This window comes from Nocardioides sp. NPDC092400, assembly GCF_040684155.1.
Lineage (GTDB): Bacteria > Actinomycetota > Actinomycetes > Propionibacteriales > Nocardioidaceae > Nocardioides.
Map to the genome: position 1 here is coordinate 1 of NZ_JBFBFJ010000022.1, position 1,177 is coordinate 1,177.

The window sequence follows — 1,177 nt, forward strand, 5'->3', positions numbered from 1 at the left end:
CGAACATCGCGGGTGTGGCGGCTGGTGCGGAGACCACGACGCAGGCGGTCACGCAGGCCCATGCCGCGGTGAGCGAGATCGCCCAGCTCGCCGGCGCGCTCCACCACGAGGTCTCGCGCTTCCGCGTCTCCTGACCTCTCCCTCCCCCCGAACCCGACCGACTCCCCAGGAGCACCCCCATGACCAGCACGCCCTCCAGCACGCCCGCACCCGCCGCCCGCCGCTCGCCGGCACAGCGGTTCGCCGACCTCTCGATCCGGACGAAGGTCCTCACACCCGCCCTCGTGGGCGTCGCCGCGGCGCTCGTCGTCGGCCTCTTCGGGCTCAACGCCCTCTCCGGGAGCGCGGCCACCAGCCAGCGCATCTACCAGGACAACCTCGCCGCGGTGAAGGTCCTCGGCGAGATCAGCGTGACCCGCAAGAGCATCTCGCTCAGCGTCCGCGACATCCTCCTCGTCGGCCAGGGCCGCGAGCGCCAGGCGACGCTCGACGAGTACGCCGAGCTGCAGGGCACCTTCGACGCGCAGCTGGACGAGTACCTCGCCACCGGGGTCAGCAACGCCGACCGCGAGCGGGTCGAGCAGATCCGCTCGGGCCTGGCGGAGTACCTCACCATCGTCGACGAGAAGCTCGGCCCGATCGCGGCGGCGCAGGACCTGACCCGCTGGCTGCGCGTCAACAACAGCGACGCGGCGCCGGTGGCGGAGGGCGTCAGCTCCGCGCTCGGGGCGATCATCGAGTCCGAGGACGCCGCGGCGGCCCGGAGCGCCCAGGACGCGCAGGCGGCCTACGAGAGCGCGCGCACCCTCGCCCTGGTCCTCCTCGGCCTCGCCGTCGTCGTGGTCCTGGTCGTCGGCCTGGCGGTCGCCCGGGGGATCAGCACGAACGTCGCACGCGTCCGCCGGGTCTCCGACGCCCTCGCCGCGGGTGACCTCACCGTCTCGAGCGGGGTCGAGTCCCGCGACGAGGTCGGCCGGATGGGCCAGAGCCTCGACGTCGGCATGGACAACCTGCGCACGCTGATGGCCTCGGTCGGCGAGTCCGCCGACGCGGTCGCGGCCGCCTCCGAGGAGCTGTCGGCTGGTTCGCAGCAGATCGCTGCGGGTGCGGAGGAGACGTCGGTGCAGGCGGGTGTGGTCTCGGGTGCTGCGGAGGAGGTGTCGCGGAACGTGTCGAC

General features: G+C 73.3%; 1 protein-coding gene. It reads left to right on the forward strand.

The features are described from left to right. Positions 1-179: 179 nt before the first annotated feature. Positions 180-1,177, forward strand: a 998-nt coding sequence (locus AB0N29_RS20920; RefSeq protein ID WP_364870200.1) for a methyl-accepting chemotaxis protein, incomplete at its 3' end; no start/stop codon positions are given.